We start from the raw sequence: 20,301 nt of genomic DNA on the forward strand, positions 1-20,301 counted from the left end.
GCAGCTTGAAGCTTGAAGCTTGCAGCTGTATTTGCTTTCAGCTTGCAGCTTGAAGCTTACAGCTGTATTTACTTTCAGCTTCCCTTCATACCTCGGTGCCTGTCGCTCAACCATATCTCACTTAAAACGATACGATGTACCCCCTCCTCTCCAACACCTTCGCAATGGAATTCGCCACCAGCACGGCGTTGGACGAACCCTTCCCCCTTTCTATTCTAATACAGGTTACCGTGCGCGACTTGCGATCGGGCGTTGGCGCAAAGAACACGTACCAGCCGTCAGATTCTATCTCGCCATTGATCACCCGCTCTGGCGTACCCGTTTTACCGGCCACTACCAGGTTCTTTATTTTCTGTTTATACGGCTGATTGCTCTGATCGATCATATACCGGGTGAGGGTACCCGCATACGACGTATCCTCCGTTATTTCAACACCTGTGCCCACTGGCTGCTTCAGTCCCGCTTCCTGCAACAGATACCTCGATGGCATCATCACCCCGTTATTGGCAATAGCGCCCGCCATCCGCGCCATAGCGGCCGGTGTGGAAGTGAGCGTGCTTTGCCCCCAGGCCAGCCCCGAGAACGGACTGCGATAACGGTTCTTGGTGCCCTGCAAACGCGGGTTGTTATATGCCCGCCGGTCGTGGTTCAATACTTCTTTCCGCCAGAAGGCCAGCTCTTCCGATAACTTTTCCTGGTTCGATGAGGGCGCAAAATCGTACCCGCCGCGCTGACTGATATTCATTCCCGTTGCCTGGTACAGCGCAGCCAGCTGATCTTCGAGGTTGTTCTCATTGGCCATGCGAATGAAAAAGATATTGCTCGAATTCACGATGGCTTCATGCATATCGACATAATTCACCTTGGGAATGAACGGTTCCTGTTCGGTGGGGTTATCGCGGAAGATCTCGTTGCGATAGATATCGCGGTATTTCACTTTGGCGGCATCGGCGCCCATTTTATTAAAGGCGGCCAGGCCGGTCAGTATTTTTGCGGTGGAACCGGGCGCCGTGGCGTACGTCATGCCGAGGTCGCGGTCGGTTACCGGTTTGGGCAGTTTATTTCTTTCGCGGTCGGGCAGCAGCATCAGGTCGGGCATTTGCAGGTTGGGCAGCGGGTTCAGCGCAGAAGCCAGCAGGTCGCCCGTGCCCGCATCGAGCACTACCACGGCTATGCGATCATTTTTGAAATTGCTTTTGCGTAAGGAATCCTGGATCTCTTTCTGCAAAGCCGCATCGATGGTTAAATGAATATCGCGGTCCTTATGTTTTATTTTTCGCACCGCTTCATTGGTGGTATCGATGCCCGATTGCAGGCTTTCCGCCAGCGGCGAATAATCATAACTCACCAGTTTGATGGTCTTTTGCACCGGCCGCGTAAATTTATCGGCCCGGTATTCCGTACTTACATAATCGCGTTTTTCCGGACTGGTGGCATAACCGCGCAATGAGGTCAAATGCCGCGCTTCGGCAAAATAACCATTGCTTTGCCCCCAGAACAACCGGGTATTGTAATCGCCCGTCCAGAAGAAAAGGTCTTCCCCGAACGGATAAAAACGCACCACTCTTTTCTGCACCAGGTTCTGCAACCGGAATGTATCGATACCTGCTGCGAGATAAGCATCCATATGTTGACGGATGTCGTTGGGCTCGCTGGTAGCAATGACCAGGCCGTTGCGGTCGTAGATAGAACCGGCTGCCAGCACCCGCGTGAGCTTATCTATCCGCGGGTTGTAACTATAAATAGGCAACCCGTTGCGGTTGATAACGCGGGCCGCTTTTACCAAAATCTCTTTACTATGCACTACCTGCACCTGGTACAACTTCACCATGAGCGCCACAATACCGGAGAGGAAAAATATGATCCCCGTTCCCAGTACAAAATCATAATACCGGCGCAGGTGTCCGGTTTGAATGGCCAGGCCGGGCCGGGAAGAAATACCGGCTACAATACCCATGGCGGCAAGGTTAACTATAAGCGAGATCTTTCCATAACTCAGGAAGGGAACCGTTACACCCGTCAGGGGCAATAAGCCTATGGAACCGCCGGCGATCAGCAGGAACTGGATACCCGTGGCAATGGCAATACCGGCGCATAAATAAAAACTGAATGGTTGTCCTGCCCGGCGTGCATGTAAAAATGAACGGTGAATGAGCATGCCGAACAACAGGAACACGGCCACCAGGCCGAGCCAGCCCAGTTCTTCCCCAATGCTCGGCAGGATCATATCGGTATGCGCAGCGGGCATGGTATTGGGAAAACCGCGGCCGGGGCCTTGCCCGGTCAACCCGCCCGAAGCGAGCGTCCAGTAACTATGCGCGAGGTGATCGCCGCCAAAAACGTCATTATTCCACTGGCTTAACCACATGGCTTTGCGATCGGCAAGGCGGTCGCCGATACCGGGCAACTGATCGCCAAAGGCAAAGGCAGCGATCACCAGTAAAACGATAACAGGCGCATCGGCCAGCACGGCAAGGGCGCCATACCATTTTACGGTTTTCACCTGCCGCATTGCAAACATGGTTACAATAACCGCCGCAAAACTGATGGCGGTGGCCAGCCAGCCCGGAATAAAATTGAGCAGCAGACAATACACGATACCGGCCAGCAGGGTGATCAATAAATTCCCGCGTGCAATGCTATAGAAAAACAAAAAGGTAAAACACATTACCATGGCCGGCCCCATATCGCCCATTAATAAGTACAACGCCAGCACAAAGCCTACACCCACCAGTACGCCAATGCTAACGATAAAACGCCAGCGGATATCCGATAAGTTGCGGATGTTCTCTTCATTGGCGGCAAAGAAACCGGCGAGGAACAACAACAGCAGGTACTTGGTTATTTCACTGGGCTGAAAGGTAAAACCGCCGAGCTGGATGTTCACTTTCACCCCGCTGCCTTCCGGACCGGTACCTATCAACAAGGTCAGCAGCGCCATAGCTATGGCCAGAACGAGCCAGGTGTACCCGCGCAGGCCATACACGCTTTTCTTTTTGAAATTGAACAGCGCATCGAACCACCAGCGGGTATATAATTTACGAATATCGATCAATGCAAAAGCTACAAACCCTGCCAGACCAACTATAACTCCCTGTAATGCCTGTGCTGCATGCAGGGTATCGGTAAGGGGGTGTTGAATGCTGAAGAGTAATAAGATGGAAATGCCGCATAACAACAGTAACAGCGGCAGTATAAATACATCGGGTTGTTTTTTGCGGAACCATAAAATAAGGTGGGCCAGGAAGAAAGCCAGGATGCAACCGCCGGCGATGAGCCAGTAGGAAGTTATGAATTCTTCGGGTGTGCGAACCAGCAACACGCCGTCGGCTTTTATTTGTGCGTATGCGATGGCGCCGATCAACCTGATCTTATGCGGTTTGCCGGTAAACGTAAACGATTTGTTGCCGGCAAGCTGGGCGCTCCCCTTTCTGCTCCCGAATTCAAAACCGGGTTGTAAGGGCAATACGCTGTAACCTGAATCCTTTATCAAACCCGTAAACTGAAATTTGCCATCGCTGCCGGTGCGGGCATAAACCACATGATCGTATAACGAATCTTCATTGGGCGTGGCAATATGTTCGCGCAACTGCACCAGTGTGCCGGCCATGGGTTCGTCCTGGAAAAGAACTCGTCCGCTTATTTCATATTTTCCGGTGGAAATTTTTACTGTAGAAGGATAATTGACGGGTTCTTTCAATTCCTGCTGATACAAAACCGAATCGAAACCGAGGCGTTGACGCGAAGCTTCTATGCGGCCCTGAAAATCTATGCCGCCTTCGGGCGATTTCCACGATAGCGGGGCATACAATCCAAATGCGCTTTTATTGATGGAGCCGAGGTTATCGATATGGCCGGTATTCATTAACCGGGCCGACAGTGAATCAACCAGCAGGTCAACATCGCGTTTGTCGGAGAAATAATTACCGGCGACGATTATCTTTTTTAGGGAGTCCCTGTTGATAGCGGCTTCCACTTTTATGGCGCGGCCATTTTGCAGGGCTTCATTGGTCCGGGTTAAACCGGGATATAATGTAAAGAAGAGTTTTCCAAACAATACCAGCAGTAGTACGGCGGCGCCGGTTAACAATAACCACCCTTCTGTTTTATTAGAATTATATGTACTTCGTGGGGCGTCCATCCTGAGTTTGTGGTTTATGGTTTGTTGTTTGTGGTTCTTCCAACCCGAGCCTCATAATAACGAGCAGCAGCTTCCATCCTTAGTTTGTGGTTTGTCGTTTGTTGTTTGTGGTTCTTCCAACCCGAGCCTCATAATAACGAGCAGCAGCTTTCAGATCCTGGATTTTGCTTACAACTGTATTTGTATTCGCTTGCAGCGTGCGGCTTGTAGCTGTATTTGCCTTTTGTATTTGCTTTCGCCTTTCGGCTGTATTTGCCTTTCAGCTTGCAGCTTACGGCTTGCAGCTTGCAGCTTGCAGCTGTATTCTGTATTTGCCTTTAGCCTTTAGCCTTTAGCCTGCATTAGCTTGCAGCTGTATTCAAAACTTAAAACTTATAACTTACAACTTAAAACTTATGAAAACTTATAACTACCTCGTGCCTTTTACAATCAACTGATCAAAAGCTACCGTTTGCGCCCCATCGACCCGCAGGCCGAAACAATTGCCGTAGCCGCCGGTAAATGGCAACACATTTTCTACTTTATCATTTATATAAAAATAGATCGAGTTGTTTCTTTTTTCAATGCTCAGCGTGTTCATGGCATTATGCTGGTGAATATTCACCGAGCGCGTCCAGTTGATGATGGGATGCCAGTCGCCATTGGTCATGGCGCCGATGGCATAATACCCGCTGGCGGTGATATAATACACGAAATAGGCGTCGCTGTCGGTATTGCCGCAAAAGTTGATGCCATAGGCTTCATCGGGTTCATTGCCCCATTGGGTAGCGCTGGCCGACACGCTGAAGTTGCGTTGGATATCGAGGTCGAACTTTACGGTGGCATGATAGGTCAGTGAATCGGTGAGTCCTTTGATGATATATTTTCCGCGTTCGAATTTGAACTCGCTGTTCTCATCTTTACCGGTTTCCCAAATGGTATCGGCGCCACCGCTGAAATCATCGTAATACACGCCGTTGGGCAAACCAACACCCGCATCGTGTGGCGCAGCCGGTGCGGCGGCACTGGCAACTTCCACCAGTTCGCTATCCGGTTCGGGTGTTGTATGCACCGCGGGTGTTACCAGTGATTTATTATCTGGTGCGGTGCCTGATTTACGTTTTACCTGTGCAACGGATACCGAATCGACCGGCAGCACAGTGGCGGCTTCCTCTTCGGCCGACTTAGCACTTTTCTTATGCGGGAACACTGCCCACATGCCCATCATGAATGCGCTGAACAACAACACGCCCATTATGGTAAACACAATTTCCTTTTTTTTGCCTGCCACTACTTTGGGCACCGCCATGGGTTTGTTGAAAACCTGCGTAAGCTTTTTTTCTTTGGGCGGCGCCGGTAATGTTTTTTTCCTGAACTGGCCCTGTGCATTTTCAATGGCCGCTTTTTGCAACTGCGCCCGCACCTGCGCGGTATCGCTTAAGCGGTACATGGCCTGCTTCGTCAGCAATGCATGCAGCAGTTGCAGCAGGCTGGGCGGCAGATACCGGTCATCGGGCAGTACCGGTTCGGGTACCGGCGATTCAATTACGCGGTTGATATGCCACAACAGGTCTTCATCGTGATAGGCAAACGGTACGGTGCCGGTGAGGCATTCATACAGTACAATACCGAGTGAATAGTAATCGGTGGGCGTTGATACGGTCTTTGAATGATTGAACTGTTCAGGCGATGCATACTCATAGGTAAGCATGGAAGAACCGGTAACCGTATTGGTTTGCTCGCGCAATTTGGCAATGCCGAAATCGGTAAGCAGGAACTGCAGTTCGCCGTTGGGCATGCGGCGGTACATGATGTTCTCGGGTTTTATATCGCGGTGCACAACGCCTTTGGCATGGATGGCTTCCAGCGCATCGGTCATATGCTGCGCCAGTTGGATCACCGTATCTACTTCGAGCGTACCGCGCTCTTTCAGCAGGCGGCGTACATCGCCGCCCTCGATCAGCTGCATCACGATATACGGCAGTTCCGCATCGAGATGCACATCGACGATCTTAACAATATGATCGTGCTGGATAGATTTCATGATCTCCGACTCGCGCTGGAAACGGCGCAGCGTGTCGGCATCGGTGTTAAAGGCAAAGTGTTTGATGGCAACGAGGTTACCCGAAACCAGGTGCCTTGCTTTAAGCACGCGGGCATTGCCCCTGCCTATTTCACCCAGGATCTCGTATCCTTTAAAATATTCTCTGAAAATGGATGTTGCCATATTTATTGTATCTCCGTATTGGTCATTTGTACAGAGAGACCTTTATTTGTAGTGTCAGGTTTAACCAGGTTACTCACAGGATACTTAACGTTTTCAAAAAATGTGTTCTCCAATTTTACATGAACCGGTATGCTCACCTTTATGCCGGTCTCAAACCCTTTCAGCCGCAGGTTTTTGATGACAATTGTATCGCCTGCCCTGCCTGACGATTTGTTAATTTCTACTGCCGCAAAATGATTTGCCTTTTCTTTCGCCGGCATCAGCAGCAGGTTGTTGCCTACACTATCGGCAAAATGCTGTACATCGGTGATGTTCTTCGGGCCCGTCAGCCGCATGGTGTCCGGCGCTTTTTCCACAACAGGTCCCGATGGCGCTGCATGCTGGCCGCTGAAAATAGATGAAGGCATTTTGCTGCCGGTATCTTCACCGGCTGGGGCGATCGTTGCTTCATTCCTGCCTGGCCTTCCATTAGCTTTTTCCTTTTGCGAGAAGAAGAACCAGCAACTGACCGCCAGTAACACAATTACAAGGACGTTCCATTTCACCCATTTGTTACCACCGCCTGTTTTTTTAACAGTTGTGCTTTTCGCTGAAGGTTGTGTGGTGGTTTCAGTGGCAGGCTGTTCAGGCGGTGCGCTGTTCTTGTCTGTTGATGGAGGTGAAGCAATTGCGCCGTTTTTTGTTTTAACGGTCTTTTTAACTTTTGTACCGTTAGTTGGCTGCACGGTTTGTTTGGTGCGGTTGTTCTTCAACAGCACAACGGTTATATTATCGTGGCCACCTGCTTCATTGGCAAGCGCGATGATGTTATTGACCTTTGTATTCAATGCAGCGCCGGAGGCCAGGATCTCCGCTATTTGTCTGGCGGTAACCATATCTGTAAGTCCGTCGCTGCACAACAGCAGTCCGTCACCCGGCAGCAATTCCTCCCGGCCGTATTGCATAAAATCATCGTCATCGATGCGGTGAATGGTAGAACCTACTTCACGCAGGATCTGGTTACGCTGCGGATGGCTCATGGCTTCGCGTTCGGTTATTTCACCGGCATCTTCGCGCAGCCCAACGAATGAATGGTCTTTGGTAAGTTTTTGCAATACGCCTTTGCGGTAACGGTACATGCGCGTATCGCCCACGTGCACAAAATAAACCGCGCCGGCGCCTGCATCGGCGACGGCCGCTGTAAGCACACAGCACATTTCGCTGTACTTCGGGTTTTGCGCGCGCTCTTCGGCAATACGATTGTTGGCGAAGATCACCGCTTCGCGCAACATGGTAAGCGTATCGCCTTTTGGCGTTTGCATGTACTGGTCGATAGCTTCCCTGGCAATAGCCGCCGCCCTTTTTCCTCCTGCATACCCACCTACCCCGTCAACCACAACCAGCAACGCCTGATCGGGCGTCCATAACGGCCGGCAGGTATAGGTATCCTCATTTTCCGTCCGTCGCATGCCGGGATGCGTATTGCCACTGATCAAAATAGTTTTCATATTATCGTGGCAGGTTTTTAAAATGCCGAATTAATAAAACGATCACAAATACGAACAACGCTATGGATGAGATGGTGTTGATCATGGAATTGTTTACAACTGTTTAAATGTAAGCGTTACCATGCCGTTCAGCAATACCTGGCTTTTGTCGCGCAGATCGAACCAGCGGGGGTTGCCGGCTTCACTTTTCTCTATCACCGTTTCGTTTACCCGGGTTTCGTTATTACTGAAGGAAGCGATCTGGAATGAGCGCTGCGCTTCATTCCACCTTATGCGTGCATGCGGGTTGCTGACGAACCCCGATTCTATCAACAGGTAATTGCTGTAGCCCAGGTTCTCCGGTTCCTTTCGCGCGATCACGATTTCGGTATCTTTCATAATATACACCGCATCTTTACTGGTATCGGCGGTATAGTATTCAATACGGGCCAAACCGGCATCGGCCTTGCGGGCCGTGATTTGCGTGGTGGCGTTATTGGTTACGGCAACATGGGTGATGTTTAATTCGGGATTGAACTTTACCGTGAAGGTGCCGTTCTCGGCAAAATGTAAATGGCGCAGCACATCGAGGTTGATATCCATTTTATCAAAAACATTGGTAGCTTTTGATTTCATGGTCACTTTGGCGGTATTATGCCGGTCGCCGCCGCCGCTGCCGATAGGTTTCAGTCCGGTAAGCATCCCGATAACGCGTACATCTTCCACCGTTATTTTTTCCTGGTTGAAATCGGTGCCTGGTGCAAACCGGAAATGCCAGTGAAACGACACGGGCGACAGTTCATCGTAATTCTTTTTATAACTTTTGAGCTTGAGGTAAAATGCTTTCAGCGCTTCTTTTACAATGATGGGAAGTGATGATAACCGCTCTTCGTACACATCGGGGTGAAGAATGACCAGGAAATGCATGTTGAATAATAAACTTTTACCAACCGACTCCCGTTTGCATGAATTGTCGAAGCAGTCGAGCAATTCTTTCAGGATAACGTTGTTGGTGACCGGTCCGTTAGCGGCACGCTGGTCATTGCTTTCCGGTAGTATTATTGATTTGAGGGCGGAAAAAAAATCCCCTGACTTTTTCTTCATGGAATTCCCTGTTTTAACCTGGTTTACGGCGATCATTTAGACGAATTAAAAATAATTGATTTGAGAACGTGCGCTTCGTAAAGAAAACATAAAATGCATAGGTTTGGAATGCTCTTTGTAGTGGAGAAAACCCTGCCAGGATTGTTTTAACAGTTTCATGTGGAGGGTTTAACGAACTGTTAGGAAATGCGGAAAGAGGCTGCAAGCTGAAAGGCAAATACAGCTGCAAGCTGCAAGCCGTAAGCTGAAAGCGAATACAGCCGAAGGCGGAAAGCCTAAGGCCTAAGGCAATACAGCTGCAAGCTGCAAGCCGTAAGCTGCAAGCGAATACAGCCTAAGGCGGAAAGCCTAAGGCGGAAAGCCTAAGGCCTAAGGCAAATACAAAATACAGCTGCAAGCCGTAAGCCGTAAGCTGCAAGCTGAAAGGCAAATACAGCCGAAAGGCGAAAGGCGAAAGCAAATACAAAAGGCAAATACAGCTACAAGCCGCACGCTGCAAGCCAAATACAGCCGAAAGGCGAAGGCTATCGGTACTTCTGAATTTATACGCTCAATTTTACTTGCTCACGGCTTTAGCCTTAAGCTATCGACGCTCGTTGCCTCGTTGCCTTTTTTGCCTTTACATTAAAAAAGCCCCCGCTATCCGCAGAGGCTCACTTATATCTTAGTCATTGACCATTCACCATTGCCCATTCACCTTTGACCATTCACCATTGACCATTCACCACCTTACAACTTCAGGATCACCAGCTTCCCTTCCACCATCGCCGGTATCACCAGCCGGTCCTCGAGGGGGTCGAAGTAAAAATCTGCCGGTCCGCCGATCACGGGCCCATCTAATTTGGTGACTTTATGGGTTTTGAGGTCGATCTTTTCCACAAAACCGGCCGCATGGTCGAGCGCGCCCCAGTCGGAAACGATGAGCGTAGAATCATCGAGCAGGGCCAACCCGTCAAAAGCGCCTTTTACGTCGCCTATCCTCTCGTAAACAGGCATATGGCCTTTCCAGCTGATCACCCCTACCTCACCGCCTTTCAGATTGTCAAAACTAAAGCTGCAGGTATACAGGCGCCTGGTTGCCTTATCAAAATAAACGCCGTTGGCACCTTTTACATCGGCGATCGCTTTGTTGAAGCCATTCCTGATGTTCACCTCGATGATCTTGCCTATATCAGTAGCCGAAACATACAGGGTAAAATCGTCCTGCACCGTAAGATCGTTCAAAAACGAAGTGCCGTGGCCGCTTAAATTAATTTCGATTATCTTCTTTCCGTTCGCCAGGTTAAATCCAACGATGCGATCGATATCCGCCACATACAAAGCGCCGCGAATGATGGCCGTTCCCTTGGGCGCATTGAGTTTTGTATCTACAAACGACTTTTCGATCATTTTACCATCGAGCGATAATTTGCTGATATAGCCATCACCGTCCTTACCCGTGGGGCCCTGGGCCTTTCCAAGATTGGTTACATACAGGTACTGGCCATCTGAGATCACGCTTTCCGGACTGGCAAAGCCGGTAGAATCCTGCGCAAGGGCGCTGCCCGCCAGTACCAACCCGGTAACAAATGCAATTACTCGTTTCATCCTTAATATTTTTAATGCCGCTAAGTTATTCCGGCACGTATGGTTCTAATAACGAAAAAAGCTCAAATAATTGCATTTTTAGCCGGGGATAATATCCTTTCCAGCGCCGGGAACGGCGGAAATGGCCTCTTTTCCCCGCAGGGTATTGGGCGTATAGCCAAACTTTTGTTTGAAGATCCTGATGAAGTGGGGAATATTTTCAAACCCGGCGTCCAAATTTACAGGGGTAAGTGATTTCGGCGCCTTCCCGCATTACAGTTGTTTTATAGCGTAAAATTCAGTAAATTATATTAGGCAATTTATATCTGTTATCCTCCCCATGAACATTAATTATTTCTGCTACAGGCAAACAACGATTTTTAAAAAAATATAAAGTATATGACAATTCCTCCTATTGCCAACCCCGTGGTGTTTTTCGAGATCGGCTGTAAGGACCTATCCAAAACCGCTTCTTTTTACTCCGATCTTTTTGGCTGGACGCACACCGGCGTTCCGATGGCGTCGCTGATCAATACCAATTGTGCAGATGGCATCCAGGGACAGATCACCTCATTGGGCCATGAGCCACAGAATTATGTACTGTTCTACATCCAGGTAGATGATATCAATGATGCGCTGACAAAGATCATCGACGCGGGCGGCAGAAAAATGTTCGGACCGGTAATTCTCCCCAATAACAAACAATTTGCCTGGTTCAGCGACCCCGAAGGCAATCTCGTTGGTTTAGTTTCCAGGTAACCCATGGCAATTGGCAATAAACAATTGGCAAATTAGCATTCCGGAGGTATCGCTTACCTCGCATTATTCAGACAATATTGCCTTTTATCTTTTGTATTTTTCCTATTGTCAATTGCCTATTGCCTGTTGTCTATTGGCTTCAGACAGCCGCGCTGCATTAACATTCCAACAACTTTTTACTATTTTGTAATTCTGAATAATTCGTATATTTAAGTAAGACATTACTCCGGAAATAATGCTTGTTATGCGTTCCATAACTTCTTAAAGCATTTGTATATAGCAAACTCCCATTTTTTTACGCTCTAAAAACTGTTTCATTATGGTTATAGATGCACACGTTCGTTTTTGGAAATATGAAACCCCTGCTAACTGGATAAACAAGGATATGCGCGTTCTTCACCAGGACTATCTGCCCGAACATCTTGAACTAAATGAAAAGCGAAATCATATAGATGGCCTGGTAGCCATTCAGGCCCGGCAAACGGAACTGGAAACGCGGTTTATGATAGAGATCGCGAAAACTCACCCTGAGATCAAAGGTTTCGTTGGCTGGATAGATCTTACCGACGAAGATGTAAAGCAAAAACTGGAACATTTTTCACAATACCCCATTATAAAAGGCTGGTGTTATACTGCCGGAGAAGCGGATACCGGCGATGCGTTACTGAACGAAAATTTCTTAAAGGGCATGACGCATTTGGGTAAATATAAATATACATTCGACCTGCACATAAATCCCCAGCAATGGGCTGCAGCCGCAGAACTGATCGGGAGATTTCCCTATCAGAAATTTGTGGTTGATCATTGTGCACGGCCCGATATAAAACATAAGATCATCGATGACTGGAAATCCTGGATCAGGGAATTTGCAAAGTACCCGAATGTATATTGCAAGCTGTCGGGATTGATGACGGAGGCGGCATGGAGATTATGGCATGCGAGTGAGTTCTATCCTTACCTCGATGTAGTGTTTGAAGCGTTCGGCACCAACCGGCTGATCTTCGGCAGCGACTGGCCTTCGATGCTTTTGTCGGGCAAATATGTGCAATGGAAAAGTTTACTGCATAAATACATGGTTGACAGGTATACCGTTGAAGAAAGAGAAAATGTATTCGGCGTAAATGCGGTGCGGTTCTATGGGTTGTAACTGATAAAAAAACTATAGTAAAAAGGATCATCATAAGCGGTGATCCTTTTTTTGTTGGCACATAAGCCAAACATATATCGATTTACAACAAACTGATGCAACCTTCTACCACTTTAGGTAATTGCTGATCGATCAAATGGCGGTAACTTCAGCAACAACAAAAAACTTATGTTATGAAACCCGAAGCAACCACCAACCGCAGGGGATTTATAAAAACTACCGCCACCCTTGCTACCGGCTTAACCGCGCTTCCTGCTATCATGATGGCCGCCGATCGTGCGGTAGAAGATGGCATTCATATTATTGGACCGAAAGAAGGTTTTTCACCACAGGTAGGCACCCTGGTATCGATGATGAACTGGATGCGTGAAACCGTATTGCGGTCGGTGAAAGGAATGAAAATGGAAGAACTGGACTACCTGCACGATCCCAAATCGAACACCATTGGCGCTATGTTATTGCACCTCGCTGCAACCGAAGCCTATTACCAGGGTAATACATTTGAAGGATTGCGGGAATTCAAAGACAAAGCAAAATGGTCGGTGCCCATGAGTTTGGGCGACGAAGGCCGTAAGATCATTAAAGGGCATGACCTTGCTTATTATGTCGACATCCTTAGAGAAACCCGCGAAAAAACACTGGCCGAACTGCGCAGGCGCGACGATAAATGGCTGATGACCGTTGACCCGAAATTCTTTGGCGGCCAGCCCACCAATAATTACTGCAAATGGTTTCATGTGGTAGAACATGAATCGAACCACAACGGCCAGATCAAGTGGATCAAGGGAAGATTACCGGGCGCTGCAGGTGGCGGGGACTGATAAACTGCCCTTGTCACATTGCATAGTCACGAATGCCCCCTGCCTGCGTTAGCCTGTCTATTTAGCTTTGTAGCATCAACAAAATAAAATGATATGCGAAAAATTATTGTTGCCACCTTTTTGACAATGGATGGCGAAGTTAGGCATGGGTCGTTTGTACCAGACGAAGTGAGTGATGCCGAATTGGCCTGAAGGGAGAAATGGAGCCGCGAGTAATTTTTTTCATTGTAATTTCGGGACTTTATTTTATTGGCTGTTTTAACTTTTATTCATTTAAAACGTAAAGTCCTGAAGTACTTATTTTTTTGTCTCGCATCTTTTATTGCAATAACCGCCGCTGCTAAACCGGAGTTACCCCTCGTCTTTGGCGATCACATGGTTTTACAACGCAACAAACCCGTACCGGTTTGGGGGAAGGCCGAAGCAGGCGCTGCTGTAAAATTGATCTTTGGTAACCAGGTAAAAGAAGGCGTTGCCGGCGCAGATGGTTCTTTCCGGCTGTTGCTCGATGCCATGCCTGCTAACAGCAATGGGCAATCACTGTTCGTGATCAGCGGAGACACCGTTGAATATAAAGATGTATTGGTTGGTGAAGTTTGGCTTTGTTCGGGGCAAAGCAACATGGAATATACCATGAATAAAAGCGGTAAACATTATAAAGCCAACCGATCACAGGGACTGGATTCGGCACAGGTAAGCCAGGAAAACAATCCCGCAATAAGGCTGTTCCTGGTGAATCGCGATCTCAACAAACGTTCAGACCGGAATAAAGGCTGGCAAAGGGCTGAGGCTCCCTGGGTAGGTCAGTTTTCAGCACCGGGATATTATTATGCGCGGGAATTGCAATCGCGGTTAAATGTACCTGTGGGTATGATGGCGGCTTCCATTCCCGGTTCGGCCATCGAGCCCTGGTTACCGGCGCATACGGTAACAGACAGTTTAAAAACAAGGCAGGAACCTGCCGGCAAATTTTACACCGGGCTTATTCAGCCATTGGCGCCTTATGCGCTCCAGGGCTTTCTGTGGTACCAGGGCGAAACGAACTGCATGTTGAACCAGCGCGAAGAATACACTAAGAGTATGCAGTTGCTCATTATGAGCTGGCGGCATCTTTGGAACGATACGAACCTGCCTTTTTATTTCGTGCAGATCGCACCATTCTACTATAGCCGGTCTAAACAAAAAGTGCAGTTGAATGAGCGCAGTCTGCCTTTCTTCCGTGCGGCGCAGGATAAGGTGCTGACAACAAAAAACACCGCCCGCATTATTACCACCGACCTGGTCGACAATCCCGAAGATCTTCATCCTTCCTACAAATGGGAAATAGGCAAACGCCTCGCCTGGCTGGCGCTTGACCGCACGTACGATGTAAAACAGGTTTCGGCCGGCCCGCGAATTGAGAAGGTACGCTTCAAAGATCAGGAAGCACGCGTAACTTATGTAAACCCTGAATCAGGACTGGTTGTGCGCGACAGCAGCAGCATCACCGGTTTTGAACTGGCGGGAACAGATGGCAAATTTTACCCGGCTACAGGAGTGGTGAAGAAGAATAAATATGTAGTGGTAAGTTCACCGGCGGTCTCTGGCCCGGCAGCACTACGCTTTGCGTGGAAAGAGGACAGCCAGCCGAATCTTTTCAATAAGGCAGGTTTACCGGCAGAGCCGTATCAAACGGGGAGCCGTGAAATGCCGGAGTGATGAGGCAGCCCGGAAGCAATTTTACAAAGTTCCGTATCATTGATAAGATGTAAATTACCTGTAGGTCTGGCCGCATTCAACGAACCGGACCTGGATAAATCATTTTATTAATAATTCTTATGAGTAAAATTCTGGGCATTATTGATGAGGACGGCTTTCCTGTCATACCGGAGGTGACACTGATCAACCCTGTAAATAATTATGAGATCAAACCAAAAGCGATCATCGATACCGGCGCCATAGAACTACATATAAAAGCGGAGATCATCAAGTCATTGGAGCTGGAAAAGATTGACGGCACTTTTACCTTACATCCGATCCATGGCAGGCAACCCATAGATATTTTCAAGGCCGGGATCAGGATCCAGGGGATAGAATTTGGATTGGTGCCGGTGAGGACTATGCTGAATAACTTTCCTTTTGATTTAATTATCGGGTGTAGTTTTATCAGAGATGGTAAAATGGTATATGATGGAACTGATAAAACTATAGAAATAAATATTTGAGAAAAAAATGTGTTAGTCTCTCAAGATCAAACAAAGCATACCTGCCCAGGCATTGCGCTTAACCGATAGAAAGATTATTTTTTATGCAAAACTCGTCGAGCCCCGCGGTATGATTCAGGTTACGGGTATGAGGAGTGGACTTTGTGCGGTTGGCTTTGGCAATCTGGGCTATTGCATCGAGGATCTCTGCCGGGGGATTAGCCCCATAGGTGTTTTTTACCTCATTTAGTAAAATGCGCATTTCCAGCATGGCCCAGCGTTGTTCTTCTATACTGTTATAAATTTCGTTCATATCAGGGGTATCAAATTATAGCCACAAAATAATTCCTTTGCAATAGAGTTAGCCAGGTTGTTTTACGGTTTTTAATGCCGTCTTTTTACGGGAATTTTGCTGTTGACCAGGAACAGTACAACAACCACAATCTTGCTTTTAGGGCCGGAGGTTTTACTTCAGGTGTCGGTAAGATACCCCACCTCGCCCCGTGGTATGCCTTTTATACTATTACAAGTAGCATAAAGACACATGAAACAAGTAATACTGATCCACAATCCAACAGCTGGGAATGAAAGCCATAGCAGGGAAAACCTGGTGGCCTTAATTGAAAAAGAGGGCTTCACCTGTAGACATTACTCTACAAAAGAGAAAGCATGGAAAGAACTTGATTACCATGCAGATATGCTTACAATTGCAGGGGGTGACGGAACAATAAGAAAAGTGATCAAGCAACTATTCAAACAAAAGAAAAATATTCCAATTGCATTGCTGCCTTTGGGTACCGCTAATAATATTGCCAAAACGTTAGAACTAAAGGGTGAACTAAAACAAATCATCAGGTCCTGGAAAAAAGCATCGATAAAAAAGATTGATATCGGTCTGTTGCACAACGTGCCCGAAGAGAATTTCTTTCTGGAAGGTTTTGGCTTTGGCATCTTTCCTTATCTCATGAAGGAAATGAAAAAAAGCGAAACGGAATACGACAGTCCGGCAGCTGAACTAAAAGGCGCATTGAAACTATTACATGAGATACTCCTATCGTATGAGCCCCGGAAATGTCATCTGGAAGTTGACGGCACCGACCACTCGGGCACGTTTTATATGGTAGAAGTGATGAATATGCGCTCTATTGGGCCTAACCTGGTATTGAACCCTCAAGCCGATCCCGGTGATGGCGAACTGGAAGTGATCCTGATCCCGGAAGCGCACAAGGATAAATTCGCTTCCTATCTCATGCAAAAGCTGTCAAATGGAGAAGATGAATACCAGTTCCATACTTTAAAAGGAAAACAAATCAAGATCAATTTCGATGGAAAAAATCTTCACTCCGATGATAAACTACTGAAGGTTGACAATGAAGTTGAAATCCTGATTGAAATCAAGGAAGGTTACCTGGACATCTTAATGCCTTGACCCGGTTAAGACCTTTTTAACGTCATCAACCCTGGGGCCAACCTGATCTACAGCTTTCTTTAACTGCTCAGGTGATATATTAAGCTCTTTTGCCCAATAGGTTACCTCATGCTCGTGGAAGATGTTTATCTGAATATCATCCTGTTTACCTGTTTTTCCTATTCAAGGTAAGGAGTAGCCAAATTATCTCCTCACAAATACATTCCGCATTATCATCTACGACGAGGTTTGCAATTAAAACCTATATATACTGCCGGTTAACCTGCATTTCAGGCTTTGGCTGATTTTGATTTATTCAGTGTTTGTCATGGCCCATTTTTAGCATGCGAATTCGTTAAACGAACAAATGGAATACCTTGTAGGGTTGATAACAATAGGCATTGCGGCGTTGGGTATGGCCTGGATGCCTACCATCAGTTCATTTGTTCGTATTTCCTACTCTATAGTCTATATTATCATAGGCATTTTACTGTTTTTAATATTACCCATGCTGCCGTATGCAGATCCGCTCCAGCATCCAGCGATCACATTGCATTTAACCGAAACAGTTGTGCTGGTTGCACTTATGGGATCAGGTCTTAAGATCGATCAGCCATTTTCTATAAGGGAATGGAAACATTCGCTAAAATTGGTAAGTGTGGGTATGATAAGCAGCATAGCACTTACAGCTTTTATAGCCTGGTATTTCGTAGGTATGGATATAGCGTCGGCCCTGCTGCTGGGCGCCATACTTTCACCTACTGATCCCGTACTTGCCTCTGATGTACAGGTTGGTCCGCCACAGGAAAGCGAAAAGGATTCTGTAAAGTTTACCCTGACTGCTGAGGGTGGTATGAATGATGGAACTGCCTTTCCCTTTGTATGGCTTGGCATTTTAATGGCCACTGGTTTCCTTGCCAAACCAGGAGCCTGGATGGAATGGACGAGCTATTACCTGTTGTATAAACTGCTTTGCGGACTGGCAGCCGGTTACCTTTTGGGAAAACTCTTTGGATACGTTTTGTTTTCACTGCCCGAAAAATACCGCGTGGCGCGTATTGAGGACGGCTTTGTTGCACTTTCTATTACATTGGTTGTATATGGCTGCACAGAATTACTGAATGGATACGGCTTTATTGCCGTGTTCACCTGCGCGGTAACGCTTAGAAACTACGAAATGGGTCATGATCTGCATCGCACCTTACATTCCTTCAGCGATCAAATTGAACGTATGCTGGTGGCAATTGTACTGTTGCTTTTTGGCGGGAGCATTGTTAACGGGCTACTCGATCACCTAACCTGGCCACTGGCTATGCTTGGATTAGGCTTTTTGCTGATCATACGCCCGCTTGCCGTTTGGCTCACACTTAGCGGATCGAAACTGACCTATCGGGAAAAATCGGTCATCTCGTTCTTTGGGATCCGCGGCGTTGGCTCATTGTATTACATGAGTTTTGCAACCCAACATACATCATTGACCTGGCTAAAATCGATGTGGTCAACCGTTGCGTTTGTTATTTTACTTTCCGTTCTTATTCATGGGCTTACTGCATCCAGGGCAATCAGCATGCTGGATAAAGGCAGAAAAACAAAAAAAGATGAGCACTGAGAAGCAGACATAAAATATTATCAGGGCTACACTTGTTTACTTCATCCTGGAAAGGATTGCCTTCATTTGAGCTGTTTCTCTTTCCTGGGATTCAATGATCTCAAGAGACAGCTTTTTTACCTCCGGATCGGTGATAGTAGCATTCCTGCTCGTCATGATGGCCGAGGAATGGTGAGGTATCATTGCTTTCATATACTGAACATCGCCTACAGGGGTTTGGGATCGCAGCGCTGCCAATATGATCCCAAAAAGGATAACAGCGCCCACCACTATAGTAATATTCATTTTCTTACTGGGATACATTTTATTCATCATCGCTATCATTACCACGGCCATAGGTAAAGACATCAGCAGTGCCATATATGTTCTCGAAATGCTAAGAAAAATATGACTGGCATCATCCACGTTTAAAAACATGACTGCATACATCGTAAAAAATGATATTGCTATCATTAACAGTAATTTTTTGTAGCCCATCATCTTTTTCTGGTCTACAAAATGATCGTGTTGCTTTCTCATTTCCTGATTGTGTTCCATATTTTTTTATTTAGTACATAAAAGTGATTCCCGCTCCCATTTAAAATCGCTGTCATAGTTCCCGGACAGTGAAATATTTTTATTAAATTCAAAAAGATGCGTGTTGCCTCCTTTGATGGGAGCCGTTGCCAGGTGAGGCACCCCATCGTCGCGATTTGACAACAGAATGCCATGCCAGTGAATGGAAACTTCCTCCTTTTTCCCGTTATTGTAGACGACAATTTTTCCCTTGCGCAATGGCATGCCTCTTTGCTCCGAAGCTTCACCAGGTTGTAGTTCCAACGTAGTATCACTGGAAGGGATTTGCCGGCAGAATCCTGAATAGCCCAAACAAATCAGGGCAACAGTGAAAGAAAAACACTTCATACAAATTGGTTGAGAAGAAACTTTTGTAAGAATCAAAAACGGATCTGCAAGAAATACACAAGGCTATAAGATGACACAATTGTGCCTGCGCGGCTGCGCTACAGCCGGGGAAGAAATCAAATGCGGAAATTCTGATACTGAATAATGAGCGCGCTCTTTAGTAAAGGCGGGCTAAAAGCCCGGAAGTTTTTTTGAGTTGAACGTTCGCTCAGGTTAATTTCGGAAACAACATAATATACAGGATGCACAGTGAATGAAAGGGCGGAAGAAACATAGTGAAATTGGGGAAAAGTATGATCATCACCTGATTTTAAAACTATTGAAATATCCCTGCAGCAGTTCTTACTTTCGTTCGTATGCTTTTCCATTCCACATTTTCCGCATTCCTGGTCCCTTAAGGTAAACAGGGAAGCACCCACCATTTCTCCCATGCAATAGTGAACATTCAGCGTAGCACCTACGCTGAAGCTGATATAGATGAACGTTAATATGAATGCCAGGCACTTTTTCATTTCCAACGCGTACACACTTTGTATTTGATCAACTTACCAATGGACAGCAATTTTAAAGCCAGCTGACAATTAACTTCGGCAATCCGGCCATATATCAGGTTGATAAACAACAGGATTAAGATTCAGCCAGCCAATAATTCGCAATCGTCAAAATCATTATCGTGGAGGGATTAAAGAAAAAGTGTAGAGTAATATTTTCCTCACGTTTTGAGCACGTCTCAAAAAAATATTTACGAGATACAGGCTGATTTTTTGGGAATGAAACGTCCATGGAAAAATTTCTATTTTAGGCGTATAAGTTACCTATAAGAGGGAAGCAATCGACAACTTAGGGACCTAAGTTTACAACTTAGCGCTGATGTTTGCAACTTTCCAGGCAATCTTTGAAACTTCCCAATCAATCTTTGCGAAACCACGCTAATTCAACTTTACGGCAAAGAGTCTCGAATAACGTCAATCAGAAGTTCGGGATTTAA

Annotated in this window: 18 protein-coding genes; 7 read left to right on the forward strand and 11 right to left on the reverse strand. The window is 46.9% G+C overall.

The annotated features are described in order from the left end of the window. Positions 1-121: 121 nt before the first annotated feature. The 6 genes from A4R26_RS28615 to A4R26_RS35225 form a co-directional block, all read right to left on the reverse strand. Entirely contained in the window at positions 122-4,141 is a 4,020-nt protein-coding gene (locus A4R26_RS28615) for an FtsW/RodA/SpoVE family cell cycle protein (RefSeq protein WP_081169965.1), read from the reverse strand. A gap of 409 nt (positions 4,142-4,550) precedes the next feature. Next, positions 4,551-6,347, reverse strand: coding sequence for a serine/threonine-protein kinase (locus A4R26_RS28620; protein WP_081169966.1), 1,797 nt, complete (start codon positions 6,345-6,347; stop codon positions 4,551-4,553). Positions 6,348-6,349: 2 nt separating this feature from the next. After that, positions 6,350-7,834 (reverse strand): PP2C family protein-serine/threonine phosphatase, encoded by a 1,485-nt coding sequence (locus A4R26_RS28625; protein WP_081169967.1) that lies wholly within the window; start codon positions 7,832-7,834, stop codon positions 6,350-6,352. Between the two features lie 93 nt (positions 7,835-7,927). Then, positions 7,928-8,917, reverse strand: a complete 990-nt coding sequence (locus tag A4R26_RS28630) for an FHA domain-containing protein (RefSeq protein ID WP_133054814.1) — start codon at positions 8,915-8,917, stop codon at positions 7,928-7,930. Between the two features lie 729 nt (positions 8,918-9,646). Then, positions 9,647-10,504: an SMP-30/gluconolactonase/LRE family protein gene (locus A4R26_RS28635; RefSeq protein WP_081169969.1), complete on the reverse strand. Its 858-nt coding sequence runs from the start codon at positions 10,502-10,504 to the stop codon at positions 9,647-9,649. A 78-nt stretch (positions 10,505-10,582) separates the two neighbouring features. Further along, entirely contained in the window at positions 10,583-10,720 is a 138-nt protein-coding gene (locus tag A4R26_RS35225) for a helix-turn-helix transcriptional regulator (RefSeq protein ID WP_165760450.1), read from the reverse strand. Positions 10,721-10,882: 162 nt separating this feature from the next. Here A4R26_RS35225 and A4R26_RS28645 point away from each other — a divergent pair, with 162 nt between their 5' ends. The 5 genes from A4R26_RS28645 (at position 10,883) to A4R26_RS28665 (ending at position 15,414) form a co-directional block, all read left to right on the forward strand. Continuing rightward, the gene (locus A4R26_RS28645) at positions 10,883-11,242 is read left to right on the forward strand and encodes a VOC family protein (RefSeq protein ID WP_081169971.1); all 360 of its coding nucleotides are present in this window, start codon (positions 10,883-10,885) and stop codon (positions 11,240-11,242) included. Between the two features lie 319 nt (positions 11,243-11,561). Continuing rightward, positions 11,562-12,389, forward strand: coding sequence for an amidohydrolase family protein (locus A4R26_RS28650; protein WP_081169972.1), 828 nt, complete (start codon positions 11,562-11,564; stop codon positions 12,387-12,389). Positions 12,390-12,562: 173 nt separating this feature from the next. Further along, a complete protein-coding gene (locus tag A4R26_RS28655) occupies positions 12,563-13,210 on the forward strand; it encodes a DinB family protein (protein ID WP_081169973.1) in 648 nt (215 codons plus the stop codon). A 375-nt stretch (positions 13,211-13,585) separates the two neighbouring features. After that, positions 13,586-14,908, forward strand: coding sequence for a sialate O-acetylesterase (locus A4R26_RS28660; RefSeq protein ID WP_081169974.1), 1,323 nt, complete (start codon positions 13,586-13,588; stop codon positions 14,906-14,908). Positions 14,909-15,027: 119 nt separating this feature from the next. Beyond that, positions 15,028-15,414 carry a hypothetical protein gene (locus tag A4R26_RS28665; RefSeq protein ID WP_081169975.1) on the forward strand — a complete coding sequence of 129 codons (387 nt, stop codon included), beginning with the start codon at positions 15,028-15,030 and terminating at the stop codon, positions 15,412-15,414. A gap of 58 nt (positions 15,415-15,472) precedes the next feature. On the opposite strand, the gene A4R26_RS28670 is transcribed toward A4R26_RS28665, so the two are convergent. Beyond that, complete coding sequence (locus A4R26_RS28670) at positions 15,473-15,706, reverse strand: hypothetical protein (RefSeq protein WP_081169976.1); 234 nt, start codon at positions 15,704-15,706, stop codon at positions 15,473-15,475. A 231-nt stretch (positions 15,707-15,937) separates the two neighbouring features. Between A4R26_RS28670 and A4R26_RS28675 the strand changes: the two genes are divergently transcribed. Then, positions 15,938-16,822 carry a diacylglycerol/lipid kinase family protein gene (locus A4R26_RS28675; protein WP_081169977.1) on the forward strand — a complete coding sequence of 295 codons (885 nt, stop codon included), beginning with the start codon at positions 15,938-15,940 and terminating at the stop codon, positions 16,820-16,822. On the opposite strand, the gene A4R26_RS36160 is transcribed toward A4R26_RS28675, so the two are convergent. After that, on the reverse strand, positions 16,811-16,984 hold the full coding sequence (locus tag A4R26_RS36160) for a DUF3606 domain-containing protein (RefSeq protein WP_081169986.1): 174 nt from the start codon (positions 16,982-16,984) through the stop codon (positions 16,811-16,813). The two genes, A4R26_RS28675 and A4R26_RS36160, sit on opposite strands and share 12 nt — an antisense overlap. 184 nt (positions 16,985-17,168) lie before the next feature. Here A4R26_RS36160 and A4R26_RS28685 point away from each other — a divergent pair, with 184 nt between their 5' ends. Beyond that, positions 17,169-18,410: a cation:proton antiporter gene (locus A4R26_RS28685; protein ID WP_081169978.1), complete on the forward strand. Its 1,242-nt coding sequence runs from the start codon at positions 17,169-17,171 to the stop codon at positions 18,408-18,410. A 36-nt stretch (positions 18,411-18,446) separates the two neighbouring features. Here the strand turns inward: A4R26_RS28685 and A4R26_RS28690 are convergent, their stop codons facing one another. From A4R26_RS28690 to A4R26_RS36260, 3 genes are all read right to left on the reverse strand, one after another. Further along, positions 18,447-18,947 carry a DUF305 domain-containing protein gene (locus tag A4R26_RS28690; RefSeq protein ID WP_207625844.1) on the reverse strand — a complete coding sequence of 167 codons (501 nt, stop codon included), beginning with the start codon at positions 18,945-18,947 and terminating at the stop codon, positions 18,447-18,449. Positions 18,948-18,953: 6 nt separating this feature from the next. Then, on the reverse strand, positions 18,954-19,313 hold the full coding sequence (locus A4R26_RS28695) for a multicopper oxidase domain-containing protein (protein WP_081169979.1): 360 nt from the start codon (positions 19,311-19,313) through the stop codon (positions 18,954-18,956). 116 nt (positions 19,314-19,429) lie between these two features. After that, positions 19,430-19,825, reverse strand: coding sequence for an HYC_CC_PP family protein (locus tag A4R26_RS36260; RefSeq protein ID WP_081169980.1), 396 nt, complete (start codon positions 19,823-19,825; stop codon positions 19,430-19,432). Between the last annotated feature and the right edge of the window lie 476 nt (positions 19,826-20,301).

Origin of the sequence: Niastella populi, from assembly GCF_002078015.1 — a bacterium.
Lineage (GTDB): Bacteria > Bacteroidota > Bacteroidia > Chitinophagales > Chitinophagaceae > Niastella > Niastella populi.